Source organism: Anaerococcus nagyae, assembly GCF_017874535.1.
Lineage (GTDB): Bacteria > Bacillota > Clostridia > Tissierellales > Peptoniphilaceae > Anaerococcus > Anaerococcus nagyae.
Window position 1 is genome coordinate 72,179 of the sequence record NZ_JAGGLS010000006.1, and the last position, 17,469, is coordinate 89,647.

At 32.6% G+C, this 17,469-nt stretch carries 15 protein-coding genes; 3 read left to right on the forward strand and 12 right to left on the reverse strand.

What is annotated here, in order from left to right; all coding sequences use genetic code 11:
- Positions 1–33: 33 nt before the first annotated feature.
- Positions 34–306, reverse strand: a complete 273-nt coding sequence (locus tag J2Z39_RS05865) for a glutaredoxin family protein (protein ID WP_209814257.1) — start codon at positions 304–306, stop codon at positions 34–36.
- 157 nt (positions 307–463) lie between these two features.
- Here J2Z39_RS05865 and J2Z39_RS05870 point away from each other — a divergent pair, with 157 nt between their 5' ends.
- The 3 genes from J2Z39_RS05870 to J2Z39_RS05880 are packed head-to-tail and all read left to right on the forward strand — an operon-like array spanning position 464 to position 2,897.
- Positions 464–1,642, forward strand: a complete 1,179-nt coding sequence (locus tag J2Z39_RS05870; protein ID WP_209814258.1) for a M20 metallopeptidase family protein — start codon at positions 464–466, stop codon at positions 1,640–1,642.
- Between the two features lie 9 nt (positions 1,643–1,651).
- A complete protein-coding gene (locus J2Z39_RS05875; protein WP_209814260.1) occupies positions 1,652–2,461 on the forward strand; it encodes a DUF3100 domain-containing protein in 810 nt (269 codons plus the stop codon).
- Positions 2,442–2,897 (forward strand): hypothetical protein, encoded by a 456-nt coding sequence (locus J2Z39_RS05880; RefSeq protein WP_117521942.1) that lies wholly within the window; start codon positions 2,442–2,444, stop codon positions 2,895–2,897. The genes J2Z39_RS05875 and J2Z39_RS05880 overlap by 20 nt, the downstream gene beginning before the upstream one ends.
- Before the next feature lie 219 nt (positions 2,898–3,116).
- Here the strand turns inward: J2Z39_RS05880 and J2Z39_RS05885 are convergent, their stop codons facing one another.
- The 11 genes from J2Z39_RS05885 to J2Z39_RS05935 all read right to left on the reverse strand — a co-directional run bounded on the left by J2Z39_RS05885 (position 3,117) and on the right by J2Z39_RS05935 (position 17,353).
- Positions 3,117–4,262 (reverse strand): ABC transporter permease family protein, encoded by a 1,146-nt coding sequence (locus tag J2Z39_RS05885; RefSeq protein ID WP_209814262.1) that lies wholly within the window; start codon positions 4,260–4,262, stop codon positions 3,117–3,119.
- A complete protein-coding gene (locus J2Z39_RS05890; RefSeq protein WP_209814315.1) occupies positions 4,252–4,770 on the reverse strand; it encodes an ATP-binding cassette domain-containing protein in 519 nt (172 codons plus the stop codon). The genes J2Z39_RS05885 and J2Z39_RS05890 overlap by 11 nt, the downstream gene beginning before the upstream one ends.
- Positions 4,770–4,925, reverse strand: a complete 156-nt coding sequence (locus tag J2Z39_RS08710) for an IS3 family transposase (protein ID WP_117521993.1) — start codon at positions 4,923–4,925, stop codon at positions 4,770–4,772. Before J2Z39_RS08710 ends, J2Z39_RS05890 begins: the two co-directional genes overlap by 1 nt.
- A 199-nt stretch (positions 4,926–5,124) precedes the next feature.
- Complete coding sequence (locus J2Z39_RS05900) at positions 5,125–5,340, reverse strand: hypothetical protein (RefSeq protein ID WP_117521939.1); 216 nt, start codon at positions 5,338–5,340, stop codon at positions 5,125–5,127.
- A gap of 61 nt (positions 5,341–5,401) precedes the next feature.
- Complete coding sequence (gene carB, locus J2Z39_RS05905) at positions 5,402–8,620, reverse strand: carbamoyl-phosphate synthase large subunit (protein WP_117521938.1); 3,219 nt, start codon at positions 8,618–8,620, stop codon at positions 5,402–5,404.
- 333 nt (positions 8,621–8,953) lie between these two features.
- Complete coding sequence (locus tag J2Z39_RS05910; RefSeq protein WP_117521937.1) at positions 8,954–9,142, reverse strand: hypothetical protein; 189 nt, start codon at positions 9,140–9,142, stop codon at positions 8,954–8,956.
- Positions 9,139–10,758, reverse strand: coding sequence for an oligopeptide/dipeptide ABC transporter ATP-binding protein (locus J2Z39_RS05915; RefSeq protein WP_209814264.1), 1,620 nt, complete (start codon positions 10,756–10,758; stop codon positions 9,139–9,141). The genes J2Z39_RS05910 and J2Z39_RS05915 overlap by 4 nt, the downstream gene beginning before the upstream one ends.
- Positions 10,739–11,746, reverse strand: coding sequence for an ABC transporter ATP-binding protein (locus tag J2Z39_RS05920; protein ID WP_209814266.1), 1,008 nt, complete (start codon positions 11,744–11,746; stop codon positions 10,739–10,741). The genes J2Z39_RS05915 and J2Z39_RS05920 overlap by 20 nt, the downstream gene beginning before the upstream one ends.
- Positions 11,747–11,754: 8 nt before the next feature.
- A complete protein-coding gene (locus tag J2Z39_RS05925; RefSeq protein WP_117521934.1) occupies positions 11,755–13,731 on the reverse strand; it encodes an ABC transporter permease subunit in 1,977 nt (658 codons plus the stop codon).
- Between the two features lie 10 nt (positions 13,732–13,741).
- Positions 13,742–14,704 (reverse strand): ABC transporter permease, encoded by a 963-nt coding sequence (locus J2Z39_RS05930; RefSeq protein WP_117521933.1) that lies wholly within the window; start codon positions 14,702–14,704, stop codon positions 13,742–13,744.
- Positions 14,705–15,133: 429 nt separating this feature from the next.
- The gene (locus J2Z39_RS05935; protein ID WP_209814268.1) at positions 15,134–17,353 is read right to left on the reverse strand and encodes an ABC transporter substrate-binding protein; all 2,220 of its coding nucleotides are present in this window, start codon (positions 17,351–17,353) and stop codon (positions 15,134–15,136) included.
- Between the last annotated feature and the right edge of the window lie 116 nt (positions 17,354–17,469).

Here is a 17,469-nt window from a genome sequence, read left to right on the forward strand (position 1 = left end):
GGAAGATTCCCTGAGAGTTTACTCTAAATGTAATTATTTTACAAGGTTTTCCTTAGCATATTCTATAATATCATCAGATTCATACATAGCTTTGCCATCTACTACTAGGCATGGTACTTGGATCTTGCCTCCAACTTTTTCAAGCTTTTCTTGATTTTCATATCCTGCTGTTTCATCTTCTATATTATATGAAATAAATTTTATAATACCATTATCTTTAAAGTAATTTAATACTTTTAAGCAAAAAGGACAATCTGGTTTAAAATATAATTCAAAATCTTGTTTTCTTACTATTTCCTTAGTCATATTTACTCCTTTTTATTTTATCTAGTATCTCTTATAGTTTATACATACCCAATTTTTAAGTTCGTTCGATAAAAGAATTTAGTTGACAAGCATTTTGTATCTTCATATAATTAGTAAAATAAATAAATTATAATCTAAATCATAAAGGAGAATAAATATGGATTATATCAAACTTGCTAAAGATAACGAAGATCTTTGCATAGAAATGAGACGTGAACTACATAAGATCCCAGAATTGGAACTAAACTTACCAAAAACTGTTGCCTTTGTTAAATCAAAGCTTGATGAATTTGGCATTAAGTACAAAGAATACGTAAATGGCAACGGTCTATCAGCCTTAATAGAAGGAAGCCTGCCAGGCAAATGTCTTGCTATCAGAACTGACATGGATGCCCTTCCAATTACAGAAGAAACTGGTTTAGATTTTGCATCTACTCATCCTGGCAAGATGCACGCATGTGGACATGACTCTCATACAGCCATAGCTCTAACTGCTGCAAAAATTATCAACGAAAACAAGGATAAACTAAAAGGATCTGTTAAATTTATCTTCCAACCAGGCGAAGAAATCCCTGGTGGTGCAAAACCTATGATAGAAGAAGGAGTCCTTGAAAATCCTAAGGTCGATTTCATAGTCGGTATGCACGGTGGTCACCTTGCTGATGTGCCTAGAGGAAGCATTGCCTTTAAAGAAAATGAGATGATGGCTGCTATGGATAAGTTTACTATAGAAGTCAATGGAAAAGGTGGACATGGAGCAAGTCCTCATGCTGCAGTAGACCCAATTATAATTTCTGCGGAAATATTACTAGGTCTGCAAAAAATTATATCAAGAGAAATAGCACCCGTGGATAGTGCGGTAGTTTCCGTTTGCAAAATTGATGGTGGATTTACACAAAATATTATCCCAGATAAGGTTGATATGATGGGTACATCTAGAGCATTAGATGAGGACGTAAGAGATATTGTTGAAAAAAGAATCAGTGAAATATCAGATGGTATTGCTAGAACTTATGGTGGCTCCGCTAAAGTAAATTATCAAAGATTTTATCCTGTGCTAGATAATGATCCAGAATTTACAAATCAAATTAAAAGTATAGTTTCCAAAATGATCCCAGAAGATGTATTTGAAATGAGAAAACCAGTAATGGGCGGAGAAGATATGGCGTTTTATCAAAAAGAAGTACCTGGTTGCTTTATGTTCTTGTCAAATCTAAAAGAACATTCTGATGGTATATGCTATCCTAATCATAGCCCTAGATTTAACCTTGACGAATCACTATTCTATAAGGGAGTTGCTACATTTGTGGCTTCTGCTTTTGAAATACTACAATAGGAATGAATTATGCATAAATTTAAATTAAAAGAAGATCTAAGGCTACATATATCAGTAATTATTATAGCTATTATAAGTATCCTCATAGGGCCTAAAAACTTAAATATAGGAGGGATTACCATAGTCTTTTCTCCATTAATATGGGCTATGATATTAGCATTTGCTTTATACATGTCTCCTATAAAATCAATGAGTGAAAAGGATGCACCGTCAGCAAATTCTATGATGAGCTTAATGCTTGCAATACTAATTGCAAAGCTTGGAGTCGCAAGTGGATCACAGCTTGAAGCTATCAAAGAAGCTGGACTTGCCCTTGTACTTCAAAATTTTGGTAATCTTGGAACTATAATTATTTCTTTACCAATCGCCATACTTCTAGGTTTAAAAAGAGAATCAATAGGCATGTGCCATGCCTTAAGTAGAGAGGCCAATGTTGGACTTATCCAAGATAATTATGGAGCAGAGTCTCCTGAATTTAGGGGTGTAATGGCCGTTTATATTATAGGAACTATCCTTGGACCTATAATTTTAAGCATACTAACATCAATCACTATTAGTTTAGGTATAGTAAGCCCTCAAGCAGCAGCTATGGGAACTGGTGCAGGCTCAGCATCTATGATGACAGCTGGGCTTTCTGCTTTGATTGCTAATTATCCTAACCTAGAAGCAGAGATGACAGCATTTGCAGGACTTTCAAATCTAATCTCGAGTGTAATAGCCTTGCCACTAGGTATATTTTTGGGATTACCACTGACAGAATTTTTATATAAAAAGCTAAATAGGCTTAGAGGAGGAAAAGATGCAAAAGTTCAAAACTGATTTTCCATCAATATTAATAGCTCTATTATTTACTATAATAGCCTGCACAGTTTCAAATATGATAGGATATGATACATTTGGTAATTCCCTACCTGGTATAGTAGTTCTATCAGCTATTACTCTTGCTGGTTACTTCCTATCCTATGTAGTCCCTCTTAAAAAGATATCATCTGTACTATGGATTTCTATAATAGCAATTTTGCTTGCAAGTCCAATATCCCCAGTTTCAGACTTTGTTATAAAAAGCGTAGAAGGGGTTAATATAAATGCGATAATTACCCCAATACTCGCCTATGCAGGAGTTATAATAGGCAAAGACTGGGGAGCTTTCAAGTCAGTTGGAATCAAGGGTATAATAGTGGCTATATTTGTAATAGTAGGAACTTTCCTAATATCATCACTTCTAGGTGACTTCTTTATGGGAATATTTAACTAATAAAAGTATTAACTCACTTAATGTATTTATGGTTAATTATTTAGTCTATATAGAACTAACATTTACTTACTAAACTTAATAAAATAGATAATGAAAAATCGCTAAGTTTTATTAAAAAGCTGTTTTAAAAATTAATTTCTATATTAATTACCCCATGCTTAATAAGCTTAGCGATTTGCATTATTATTATTTTCTTTTCATATGTGTTAATAATTTATCCTACTCTTGAATCTTTAATTTTTTCATTAAATTTAATATATTCTCTTTAGAGTATTCTTTTAATCTCAAATGTATTATTATAATCAATAATACGGCTAATATCCCTATTGATATAATGATATTTAAAAAGTCTGTAAATCCTTTTATTATACCAAACTTATATAAAATAAAATTAATTACTATAACTATGATACATGAAATACCAATTCCTTTAATAATAGGATCCATATATATCTTTTCAATCTGTTTTTGGCAAAAACCCATATGTTTTAAAACAGCAATATCTCCTACTGAACTTTTTAGACTAATCTCATATATTAATGGCAATACTATTAAAGTAAAGATAAATAAAATTACAATAACTAGCTTACTAATCTTAAGAGTAGAAGATATACTGCTATCCAAATCATTATAGTACATAAAAGCATCTGTTTCTTCATAACCTTGCTTGGTCAATAATTTAGCTACTTTTCTTACATTAGATATATCACTAGTCTTTACTAAAATTTTCTTTAAATCTTGATTCTTATAGTTTTCAGACATCTTTTCACTTATTTTTTGAAAATCTTCTTGGCTTATTAAAAGTTCATTATCTGAAAAATATTTAGATAAAATAGAATTCGAATCTATGCTAATTAATTTAAAATTCTTATGAAATAACTTATCAGAGCTATAATTTCCATCCTTTTCTTTTACTATTGGTATATCTAATCTTATATTTTTTAGACTACTATTAAACTTTATAATTGCACTATTTGTTACATCAATAGAATTGTCTTTAAAAAGATTATCAGAAAAAGATTTTAAATAATATACATTTCCATCATTAGCAGATATTCCAAAATTTATAGCATAGGAAGGATATATATCTACCTTATAAGGTGAATCCTCCATAATTTTTTGGATTTCTTCTATATCTTTTTCTTCTAAAGATCTATTCTCATTATTAGAAGATCTTGCCATAGAAACTTCTACTATTTTAGCATAGTCATTATCGGTAAAATTTGACTTTGTCATTTTATATTGACCTAATGAATAAGACAATACAAATGATAAAATTATAGATACCAAAATGAAAATTATAAAAAGAATATTAAGAATCTTCTTTCTTTTATTATTTACTATCTTGATAATATTATAGTCCATATATTTTAGCCCCCTTTAGAGTCAATTCCTTAATATCTCTATTAAATATAGGCATTTGATCATGAGTAGCTATAAGTACTATTTTTTCTTTAAAAGTATCCAGTAAATATTGCATAAGATCCTTGGCGTAGGTCTTTTCTATATTTGCTGTTGGCTCATCTAGAAATATTACATCCTTATCTTTTATTATTAACTGAGCAATTGATAGTTTTTTTCTTTCACCACCAGATAAATCAGAAACTTTTTTATCTAATAACTCATCTATCCCAAGTTTAGTAGATATAATATTGATTCCTTTTTGATCTATTATTTTATTTTGAGCATATTCTTCAAGCTTCAGATTATCTCTTACAGTTAGGTTTTTTAGCAAAAGATCATCTTGATATAAATATCCTATGGATAAATTATTTAAGTTAACTTCTCCTTCATAGTCTTGGTCATAGGAGGATAATATATTTAAAAGAGTGCTCTTTGATGTGTACCCATAAAACTGGACACAATATATAATTAACTAATTGTAGTGGATGCTAACCTATACTTTGTAGGTGGCATCCATTTTGTTTTTGATTGAATTCTTTCGTTATTGTAATAATCAATATATTCCTCAATTACTTTCGAAAATTCTTCAAAAGAGCTATAGCTCTTTTCATAATCATAATAAATTTCATTTTTTAATTGTCAATATAATATTAATTTTTTATAAATGATAAATTGTAAATAAATAGAATGAGTCAACTCTAAAATTAAATTTAGAGATGGTGAGAATATAAATAAGTAAAAAGAAGGAAAAAAAGGCTGTTGCAAAATGAATAAATCCTTCCAACATTATTCATAGTTTTGCAACAGCTCCAATTAAATTTTTTTATTTACTTTCAAAAGTTCTGGAAAAGTCTGAAAACCACTTTAGCTCTTCTTTTGCTGTATGATCGTCCCAACCATATTGACCTATTAAAAACTCTTTGAAGTTTTCTACACTTGTAAAGTCTGCTTCTAGGGGTTCTGTTTTTAGATTGCCCCAGTGGGCTATTGCTGAGTCTCTATGCTCAGTCCATAAATCTTTTATATTTAAATTTGCCATATTAATCTCCTAAAATTTGATCTTTTTATTCCCAAGGATACTTCATATATATATATATAATTTACTCAGATACTTCTCCTAATTCATATATATTTAGATCTAAGTCGTTAAAGTTTGAACTTGCTATATCTATCCTTGCTCTTAGGGTATCTAGGCTCGTAATAATCTCTACACCATATTCTATAGCCTTACGTCTGATCTTAAATCCGTCACGTTCGCTATCTCCTGCCTTGGTTGGCGTATTAACTACTAGATCTATTTTTCCACTTTCTATTAGTTCTAATATATCTATATCTTGATTTTCGTTATTACCTATTTTTGAAACTCTAGTTGAGTCTATACCATTTGCTTTTAGCATATCACTTGTTCCATAGGTTGCTATAAATTCGTAGCCTAGATCTTTCATATCCTTAGCTATTTCTAAGAATTCTTCCTTATCTGTGTCATTTATTGTTGCTAAGACTTTTTTGTGGTTTTTAGATATAGGTTCTCCACTTGCAAAAAATCCTTTATAGAGTGCTTCTTCTAAGCTATTACCTATGCCTAGTACTTCTCCTGTAGATTTCATTTCTGGTCCTAAGGATACTTCTACACGTGCAAGTTTATTTAAGGAAAATACTGGAACTTTTACACAAGTCATCTTTGCTTCTTTGTATATTTCTGTTCCATATCCCATGTCTTTTAGTTTTTCTCCCATCATAAGCTTTGTTGCTATATCAACTATTGGAAGACCTGTTACCTTTGAGATATATGGAACTGTACGGGATGCCCTAGGATTTACCTCTATGACATATAAATCATCGTCGTATTCTATAAATTGAATATTAATCATACCGTTGATTCCAAGTTCTAGGGCAAGTTTTGTAGTATAGTCTAATATTTTTTCTTTGATTTTATCGCTAATATTTATAGGTGGATAAATTGACGTTGAATCTCCTGAGTGAACTCCTGCACGTTCTAAGTGTTCCATGATACCAGGAATTAGTACATTCTCTCCGTCTGCTATAGCATCTACTTCTATCTCACGACCTATGAGGTACTTATCTATAAGGACTGGATTTTCACTATCACGATCAAAAGCTGACTCTAAGTAAGATCTAAGTTTTTCTTCTTCATAAGTGATTTCCATACCTTGTCCACCTAGAACATAGGAAGGTCTTACGAGTACTGGATAACCTAGCTTGTCTAAAGCCTTTATACCATCCTCTACACTAGTAACGCCTACTCCTTGTGGATGGTTTATATCTAGTTTCTTAAGCATCTCTTCAAATCTTTCACGATCTTCTGCCCTATCTATAGCATCAAATCCAGTTCCTAGTATATTTACTCCATACTCGTCTAAAGATTTGGCAAGCTTGATAGCTGTTTGTCCACCAAAGGCTAGGATAATTCCATATGGTTTTTCTATATCTATAATCTCTTTTACATCTTCTTCAGTAAGTGGTTCAAAGTATAACTTATCAGATGTGTCAAAGTCTGTACTTACTGTTTCTGGGTTATTGTTGATAGTTATAGTTTCAATGCCCATATTTATAAGAGATTTTATAGAATGTACTGAGCAATAGTCAAACTCTATACCTTGACCTATCCTAATTGGACCTGACCCTATAACTATAACTTTCTTCTTATCATCTACTTGTACGCTGATATTATCATTATAGGTTGAATAATAATAGGCACCATTGTTTCTAAATGCTGATGTATCTACTTTTTTGTAAGAAGGACGAATATCAAAATCTTTTCTCTTTGCTATAACTTCTTTTAAACTAGCATTAGTAGAATCTGCTATGAGCTTATCAGCAAACCCTTTTTGTTTTAAATTTAGGAAAGTTTCCTTATCAAGGTCAAAGAAAGATTTTTCTTTTAATCCTTGTTCAGTTTTTACAAGATCTTCGATTTTTTCAAGGAAGAATATATCTATTTTTGTAATCTCATGAACTCTTTTTATAGAATTGCCACGTCTTATAAACTCAGCTATATCAAAAAGTCTCTCATCATCTGGATACTCCATTCTTTTTTCTAGTTCTTGATCAGATTTAGTCTTAGAAAACTTAGACTCTAAACCAAACTTACCTATTTCTAGAGATCTAATGCCTTTTAAGAGAGCTTCCTCAAAGTTATCACCTATGGCCATAACTTCCCCTGTAGCCATCATCTTAGTGCCAAGTTTTCTGTTAGCATTTTTAAACTTATCAAAAGGCCATTTTGGTATTTTTACTACTGTGTAATCCACAGTAGGACTTGCTGTACCAAGAGATTCTCCCGTAGTTTCATTAAGAATATCATCAAAGTTAAGTCCTGTGGCAATCTTTGTAGCAATTCTTGCTATAGGATAACCTGTTGCCTTACTTGCTAGGGCTGATGAACGAGATACCCTTGGATTAATCTCTATAACTGCATATTCATCATTTTCTTTGTTGTAAGCAAGTTGAACATTACAAGCACCCTTTACACCGATTGCCTCTACTATATCAAAGGAAGCTTGTTTTAACCTATCAACAGTTTCTTTTTTAAGAGTTTGACATGGAGCCACTACTATTGAATCTCCTGTATGAACTCCTACTGGGTCCACATTCTCCATATCGCAAACTATGACTTTGCCACCATTATTATCTCTTAGAACTTCAAATTCTATTTCAGACCAACCTTTTATAGATTTTTCTATAAGACATTCATTAACTGGTGATAAGGAAAGCCCAAGGCTTAGAGTTTCTATTAATTCCTTTTCGTTAGCTGCAAATCCTCCGCCAGTACCTCCTAAGGTATATGCAGGTCTAATAACAAGTGGGTATCCAATTTTCTCTGCTGCTTTTTTACCTTCTTCAAGACTTGTTGCAATCTCTGATTCTATAATAGGTTGACCAATTTCTCTCATAGTTTGACGGAAAAGATCACGGTCTTCACCCTTTTTAATAGCATTAATATCTGTTCCTATAAGCCTTACATTATATTTATCAAGTATACCCGACTCTTGTAAGTCAAGGGTCATATTTAGCCCTGTTTGACCACCCATAGAGGCTATAACTGAGTCCGGTCTTTCTTTTTTGATTATTTCTTCTACTACATCAATGGTAATTGGCTCTATGTAAGTCTTGTCAGCTACACCTTTATCAGTCATTATTGTTGCTGGATTTGAGTTTACTAAAATAGTTTCAATCCCTAAAGATTTAAAAGTTTCTATAGCTTGAGTTCCAGAATAGTCAAACTCTGCTGCTTGTCCTATAACTATAGGACCAGATCCAATTACAAGTGTCTTTTTAATAGAATTATCAAATGTCATAAGTATCCTTTCTTAAAAATAGGCAAAAAAAATTTGTCTTTGAAATCACTAAAAATGGACAAAAAAAATTTGTAGAAAAATCTTCCTAGAAATTTTTTATCCTTATCATTAAAACACTTTTTAGAAAAAATTACAAGTTTTCTTATAAATTTTAATCTATATAAATAAAAATGGGGCCGTTGCAAAACTATAAATAACTATCATCTCATCATCAGAAGAATCTCTTAGGAATCTTTTTACATAACTTGCCAGATCGTATAGGCAAAACTTCCGTAGAGGTTCTTCTGATTATTTTAGGACAATTTATTCATTCTGCAACAGACCCTTTAAATTTCATAATAATATAGCAAATAGTAATAGAGGACCTACTACTATTAATAGACCTGGTAGAAATACCTTAAGTGCTGCTAAAAACATAGCTAGACGGTCGTTTTTTTCCAAATTATCCTCATCTAGTAGCAGCTCTTTTTGATAGATTTCTTCTTCACTTTTTCCTTCAAATCTATCTATAGGCTTTTTCATATAGCACTCATCTCTTCTAATTCATGGTCTAATTCTTTTTTGGCTTTCCTATTCTTTTCGAGAGCTTTTTGCTTCTCCTCTTCACTTACTTCCATCAAGTGACAAGATACATAATGGCCATTACCATAGTCTTTAAGCTCTGGAACATATGTTTTACAAATATCCATAGCATATTTACATCTAGTATGGAAACGGCATCCTTTTGGTGGATTTACTGCTGATGGTATATCTCCCTCAATAGTTTGCAGTTCTTGCCCTTGGTCTACGTCTGTTCTTGGTATAGCTTGAAGTAAGGCCTTAGTATATGGATGGTATGGACTATCGAAGATTTGTTCTGTACTTGCTAATTCTACAAGAACTCCAAGATACATTACACCTATTCTATCAGATATATATTTTACGACTGATAGGTCATGAGTAATAAATAAATAAGTTAAATTATTTTCCTCTTTTAAGTCTTGAAGTAAATTTATAATTTGTGATTGTATTGATACGTCAAGAGCTGATACCGCTTCATCACATACTATAAAGCTTGGTTTAAGGGCAAGGGCTCTTGCAATCCCTATTCTTTGTCTTTGCCCACCTGAAAATTGATGAGGATATCTATGCAAGAAATATGGTGCTAGACCACATTCTTCCATAATTTCTTGAATATATTCATTGTATCCCTTATCTTTTCTAGATTTAAATAAATCGTGACCTAGGACGCCCTCACCTATGATATTACCTACTGTCATCTTAGTGTCGAGAGATCCATATGGATCTTGGAAGATCATTTGTAGGTCTTTTCTCATAGCTCTCATTTCTTCATCATTTAATTCTGATAAGTCGATACCACTATCTCTTTGACTTTCTAGTTCTTTAAAGCCTTCATTACCAGCAAGACTCTGCCTATATTCTTCGATTTTGTTGTATTTTTCGCCAACTTTTTTAGAAAGTGTAGCTCTTTTATCCAATAAATCCTGGTATTTTGAATCATTTTCAAGTGCTTTATGATACTGATCCAATTGTCTAGTTCTCATTTGGAGCTTATACTCAAATATTTCTATAGATTCTAAGATAGCTGCACGTTCTTTAAGAAGCTTGTAATAATCAGCTAATAGATTAGATACCTTAGCTAGATCTTTGCTGGTTAAAAGACCTCCAGCAATTCTTATCATATTAAGATATTTTTCTTCTATCTCACGTCGTTTAAACATAGCCTTTTCATTAAATTCTGCTCTAGCCTCATCTGTATCAGCTTTATCTAGATTAGCATAAATTTCTTCTAGCTCTTTTTGAGCATTGGCATAATGAGGAAATTGACTTGGAATGTTTTTAATCATTTTTCCCATATATTCAGGAGCTATATCTTCTAAAGTTTTTCCATAATACAGAGTTGTTCCCTCTGTTTGATCATATATTTGAAGAAGTGTTCTACCAAAAGTTGACTTTCCACACCCTGATTCTCCTACAAGACCTAAAGTCTCTCCTTGGTAAATATCTATAGTAATTGATTCATTAGCATGAACATAAGATCCTGGACCTTTATCGAAAAGACCTTTTTTCTTTAATGGAAAATATTTTTTAAGATTTTTTATCTTAAATAAGACCTTTTTATCTTGTGTATGTTCCATCTTCTCTTTCCTTTCTATTTGGATAATGGCATCTGATTTTTTGATGTTCATTAAGTGCAACTAGCTCAGGCATTTGATTTACACATTTTTCTGTGGCAAAGCTACATCTATCTGCAAATTTACATCCTGGTGGTAAGTTTAGTGGATGTGGTACAGAACCAGGGATTATATCAAGTCTTTGGTTCTTATCACTTGTTATAGATGGTATTGAGTTTAATAAAGCTACCGTATATGGATGGTTATAGTCTGTTATATCATGTTTAAATATAAATTCTACTGGTGATTGCTCTACTATCTGTCCTGAATACATTACCGCAACTTCATCTGCCATTTGATTAATTACTCCAAGGTCATGGGTAATAAAAAGAATAGAGGTATTAAGTCTATGCTTTAAGTCATTCATAAGTCTTAGGATTTGAGCTTGTATAGTTACGTCTAGGGCTGTTGTAGGCTCATCTGCTATAAGAAGTTTGGGTTCACAAGCAAGAGCCATAGCAATCATTACCCTTTGGTTCATACCACCTGATAGCTCAAATGGATATTGTTTAGCTACTACATGCGGATTAGGTATCTTTACAGATGCTAGGAGCTCTTCGCATCTTTTTGCTGCTTCGTGTTTGCTCATATGCCTATGGAGCATGAGTACTTCTGAAATTTGTTTTTCAACTGTAAATACTGGGTTTAGGGAGCTCATAGGTTCTTGGAAAATCATAGAGATTTCATTACCTCTTATCTTTTCCATTTGGCTACGACTATATTTAGTCATATCCTCACCTTTATAGATGATTTCCCCTTCATATATCTTTTGATTAGGTTCAAATAACTGCAAAATACTCATAGCAGTTTGACTCTTACCTGAACCAGATTCTCCTACAAGACCTAAGGTCTTTCCCTCATCTATAGTGAAAGAAACCCCATTAACAGCCTTAATAAGGCCTTTTCTTGTAGAGAAATATGTGTGAAGCTTGTTAATTTCTAGTAATCTCATCTTTTCCTCTATCTCTCATTTGCTCTTGGATCTATAGCATCACGCATAGCATCACCTATAAGGTTTACTGAAAAAGATGCTAAAAATACTGCAAGTACTGGGAATATCCATCTCCACCAGTAGATGTTAAGTACATCAGAGCTTTGTGCTGCTGTTAGCATATTACCCCAAGATGGTGTAGGTTCTTGAACACCAAAACCCAAAAATGATAAACCAGATTCTGTTAGTAAGTTTCCAGCATATCCTAAAGTTGCATTTACTATAACTATAGAAAGTATATTTGGCAATATATGTTTTATCATTATAGACCAGTTTCTCACACCTAGGGCACGAGCAGCTGTAATATAATCACGTTCACGTTCTGCAAGTATTTGTCCACGTACAAGACGAGCAAGTCCTGTCCAACCAAGCAAACCTAAAAGTATCATTACCATAGTAATCCTCTTTGTTTGACTGGCTCCTGGCGGAAGTAGAGCTGATAAGGAGATAAGCATTGGATAAAATGGGAATGATGAAATAATTTCAGAAATTCTCATTAATACATTATCAACCTTACCGCCTGCAAAACCTGATATCATACCAATTAATACACCCAGAACTACTTGGATCACTGTAGAAATAAGGGCAATTATCATAGTCATACGACCACCATGAATAAGTCTTGTAAAAATATCACGACCTTGGTCATCTGATCCAAATCTAAATCCATTAAGACCCCAAGTTTTAATTCCACCTTCTTTTTCTACTGCATATTGATTGAAGTAAGAAGCATATATTTGGTCAAATTCTCCTTCAGGAGCATTTAGCTCACCGTAATTATCCTTACCCCAAGTATAAATTTTTCCATTTTTATCAAGTGCAGTAAATGTTGTATCTCCACCTTGAATATCCACTATTGGAGCTTCAAATTTTGGTATCTTATCCCCAGTAAGTCCCGAACGAGAAGGACCCCATACAAAAAGTTCACCCTTATCATCAAGTGCTGCTGCAGATGAACTAGATAAGGCTACTTTTTTGATAAAGTGTGACCCATCTGTTACTTCACTTGGCATAGCTGTTTGATTTTCCGCTCCCATTACACCTAGTAATTGAACAGTACCATCTGTCTTTGCTACTATCATATTTATTGGAGAAGTGTCAAAATCTTCTACTTTGCCTTGAACATCTGATGGTATTAGATTAAGACGACTTGCCATTGTAGAACCCCAAACAACGATATTTTTCGCATTTGTTAGGACAACTGAATATTGAACACCTGCACCAAGTTTTTTTATACCTTCGCTTTTGATTTGACTTTCTTGCATCTTTGGCATTTCAGTTTGTTGGAAAGAATTATTTCCCCAACCATATATTTCGTTATCTTCAGTTGCTACTAGTATATGTCTATCTCCTGCAGTAACATCGGTAACCTTTTTGCCATCGAGACCATCTTTTACCTTTTCAGGTATAGATATAATCTTATCTTCATTATCTGATCCCCAAACATAAACATTGCCTTCTTTAGTAAGGCCGACAGCAAATGTATTACCTATGGATATTTTCTCAGTTCCTTCTTTTTCCATCTCTTTAGGGTAGTTCATGTAAGCTCCTCCTGGAGCTACATTAGTAAGATTACCTTGTGAATAATATTGATTAAATGGTAATATAGCACTCCCTACAAATACAATTAGGATAATTGCTATAAACATTATAAGCCCAATAACACCAAGTGGATTTCTAAAGTAATTTCTGACAGCTACCTTACCTGGAGAAAGGATAGCTTCTTCTTTTAATTTGTCATTTTCATTATTTTGAGGATTTTGTCCCACATTTGTATTTGATCCATTTAAATTTTCACGAACATCTGGATCAAGTCTCTGATCTTCCGCTAATCTAGGCTCATTAGCCATATCAGGTGTATCACTTGAGAAAGTAAAACCCCTTAGGGCATATGATTTTAAAAACCTAGCATAAGATTTTATTGATTTATTAAAAGTTTTATTCATATTACCCCTCTTAAGCGTCTAATTTAACCCTTGGATCTACTAATGCGTAGGCTATATCCATTAACAAGTTTCCTAAAAGTGTAAGAACCGCATAAAACATTGATAGGGCTAGTATGATATTGTAGTCTTGGGCCATAACAGCAGTTATAAGCTCATTACCAATTCCCCTATAAGAGAAAATTCTTTCTGTAATAGCAGAACCAGAAAACATTCCAAGTATAGCCCAAGTAAGAGCTGTAACAACAGGAATTAAAGCATTTCTAAAAGCATGAGAATAAATAACTGTCTTTTCCTTAAGACCCTTAGATCTAGCTGTTCTTATATAATCCTGATTTAAAGCATCTATCATAGAATTTCTTACATATCTGGAAAGACCTGCAAGAGAACCTATAGTTAAGGTTATAGTTGGAAGTGCTAAGTATCTAACCCATTGACCAAATGTATTTTCACGAGGCATACCATTGGCTGGCAACCATTTTAGTTTAAATGCAAAAATATAAATTAAAATTAGACCTATAAAAAATACTGGTATAGACATACCAATTAGAGTTAAAGTCTGGAAAGTCCTATCAAAAACCCCGCCTCTATGGGTGGCCGACCTTATACCTATAAGCACCGAAAGAATAAATGATATTATTGTAGAACCGAGATTTAGATAAATAGTGTTTTTAAGTGGTTCTCTTAGATATTCACGTACGTCGCGTCTTACTCTTATAGACTCACCAAAGTCACCCTTTAGGGTTCTACCTAACCATCTAACATATTGTTCTGGTAGCGGTTTATCAAGACCATAACGTTCTGATAAGGTTTGATATAATTCTTCTTGCTGAGCCTTGGTCATACGTGTACCCGTTGGCATCATTGCTTGGATAGGATCTCCAGGCATGGCCTTAGAAAAAGCAAAAAGCAAAATAGAGATTATAAGAGCTACTGGTATTAAGTTAATAATTCTCTTTACTATATAACGAAGCATAATTTCCCTTCCTAGTTCATATTTAAATTTCAATTATTCATTCCAATAAATTATTAAAATGTAAAATTTAAATAATAAATTTTATTAGTACTATATTATAATAATTCACAAATTTTGTCAAATAAAATACCGTTCTCAAACTCTAAATCATGGGATTATAGATGATTAATTTTTCTATTTTTTTTATTTCCCCAAAATATAATTATGCAATAATTTTTATAAATACAAAATGATATATAATTTATTCATAACAAAAATCAAAAGAGACTGTTGCAAAACTATAAATAATTATCGTCCCACTATTAGAAGGTCATCTTAGGAAATTTTTTTACATAGCCTGCCAACTAGTGAATACAAAATTTCCGTAGAAATTCTCTAATGATTTTGGGACGATTTATTCATTCTGCAACAGCCCCTATTTAGTTAAATCTATTTTGAAAGTGACATTGCGTTTATTTGATATGAAGCTGGCCACTGAGGTGTATTTATATCAAAACCCTGAACTCTATTTGTATACCCTGTGTGGTATTGATTAGAGTAAAGCGGTATTTCTGGTAGATAGTCGTTATACCATAATTGGAAGTCTTCCCATTTATCTAAGTATCCTTCTTTATCCTCTGGATCTGTCTTTCTAAGAGATTCTGTTACCTCATCGCCCTTAGAGTCGTTTGTCTTAGTATGGTTATCAAATCCTTTAGAGTTAAATTGATAGTATGGATCGAATGGCGGTTCAAATGATTGTCCCATATTAAATGCTGTATATTCCGCATTTTCCGTTGGATTGTAGTAGTAGTCAAGCAATGTAGCAAAGCTTCCAGCTGTTACGTTATATTCCATACCTACTTGCTTAGCATTGTTTGGAACTTGATTAGAAATCAATGTAGTTATAGGTGATTCATCAGAACCATATTGATTTACAACAAGTCTATCACCTTTTTCATCATATCTATAGTAGTCAAAGCCATCTGAATCTTTACTAAATAAATCATCAGCCTTTGACTTATCCCAAGCTGTCTTACCATCAGATTCATACTTATATGGACTCTTATCTAATAATTCATTAGCTTCATCTAGGTTTAGTTGATAGTTTACTAATTCTGGATTGTTCTCGAGGTCTGCTCCTCTTTCCTTATACATCCATTGGCTAGTACCATACATGGCATTTGTTACTACACCATAACCACCTGCAAATTGTTGAACAAAAGAGTTTCTATCCATAAGATGTGCTATAGCTTGTCTAACCTCTTTATATTGAGTTGAGCCTCTATCTGTTAAGAAAGCTACGTTGCCATAACCATTTCTATCATAAGTGTTGTATTTAATTTTTCCTTCATCAGCGGCACTTCTCATATGTTCAATTTGTCCACCTTCAGTTTCATCTTGCCATATATCTATATTTCCATTTTCAAGAAGATCAATTGCTATATTTTTATTTACAAACTGAACTATTACATGAGGAATGCTCGCTTTTTCACCTTTAAAATTTCCCTTGTAGTTTTCATTTAGAGAAAGTTTAGCCATATTATTAGAGTAACTATCAAATACATATGGCCCACATACTACTGATGGATTTAGCCTATATTCATTGGCTACTTTTAGCATAGCTTGTTCTTTAAGCTGCTGAATAGGATCTACATCAGCATTTAATCTTTCTTTAAGACTAGCTATTGCTTCATCATGAGCTTTTTGACTTTCCTCATCAACTTCAGAACCTTCATTCTCCTCTTCAAATTGTTTATTTAAGTTTTCAATTTGCTTTTCAATAGATTCCTTATAAGCTTTCTTATCCTCTTCTGTAACCTCATAACCGTCTTTAACTACAAGTTTTTTACCATTATCGCTTATTGATAAGTTATCAGTTACTACATGCATTGGGAATGGAACTTGTTGGGCTAAATAAGATTCTTCATAATAAGGCAAGAACGATGAGTCTATTGTTACCGAAAAAGTATAGTCATCAATTTTTTCAAGTCCTTCAAATTCCTCAGCAGGATTGCTAGTATCATGGAAAGCTTCATAGCCTTTTAAAGAATCTTTACCTACTGCTGTAGCTCCAGTTACTGGTATGTATGATGAATCAGAGAATAATAAGCTATAAAATAGATAATCATCTGCTGTTACAGGCTTACCATCAGACCATTTCAAATCTTTGTTTAACTTATAAGTAATAGTTTTAGATCCATCTTCATTCTCAACTTTTTTAGGTTCTTCAGCAAGAACTGTATCATTATTTACCCATTGTCCAGATTCATCCACTACTGCAGTAGCATAAGAATTAGTCCCTTCAGTACCTATAAGTCTTCTTACGATAACATCATAAGAATTGTTAGACCATCCTTCAAAAAAGTCTCCACTCATCTCACTTGTACCAATTACAAGAGTATCATCTCCTGTTACATTGTTAAAGTCAGCAAGCTCTGCCTTATCTTTTTCAGAAAGGCCTTGTTTATCTTCTTCGTTTCCTAATTCAGTAGAATCTTCATCAATTTTTGAAGTATCTTCACTCTTAGATTCGTCTGTTTTTTCTACATCTGATTTCTTATCTTTTTCATCAGATGTATTTATTGAATCATTTCCTCCGCCACAGGCTGCTAAAGTTGTAGCAAGTCCTAAAGCCATTAAAGAAGAAAAGACTTTTTTCATTTTCATAATCTAACCTCCATAATTTATATTATTGATATTCTATTCTTAATTTTAACTTTTGTCAATACTTTATATGTTTTTTTATTTATATAATTGCATTCTTATACATTGTATTCGCTATA